Below are 302 nucleotides of genomic sequence, written 5' to 3' on the forward strand. Positions count from 1 at the left end.
ATATTTAGACACAAAATGAGCTATATTTTCTTAAAATAATTTTCTTCTTTCTGATTTGGAGTTAAACCATTGTTGGCGGAATGAGGATTATAATTGTTATAAAATTGTTCGATGTATTCAAAGCAAGAGAGTTGAACTTCTTGAATGGAGTGATAAGTTCTGCGATTAATTTCTCGTTGTTTAAGATACTTGAAAAAGACCTCAGTGACGGCATTATCATAAGGATATCCAGGCTTGGAGTAAGAAGCAAGCAATTGATGCTCATCTAATAACTTTCTAAAGGAAGCTGATTTAAATTGGCT

Annotated in this window: 1 pseudogene; it reads right to left on the reverse strand. The window is 32.1% G+C overall.

Annotation, left to right across the window (positions count from 1 at the left end):
• Positions 1 to 4 precede the first annotated feature (4 nt).
• Positions 5 to 302: pseudogene (locus tag FDX22_RS23930) on the reverse strand (integrase core domain-containing protein); the annotation flags it as partial.

Origin of the sequence: Citrobacter sp. TBCS-14, from assembly GCF_005280805.1 — a bacterium.
Lineage (GTDB): Bacteria > Pseudomonadota > Gammaproteobacteria > Enterobacterales > Enterobacteriaceae > Citrobacter > Citrobacter gillenii.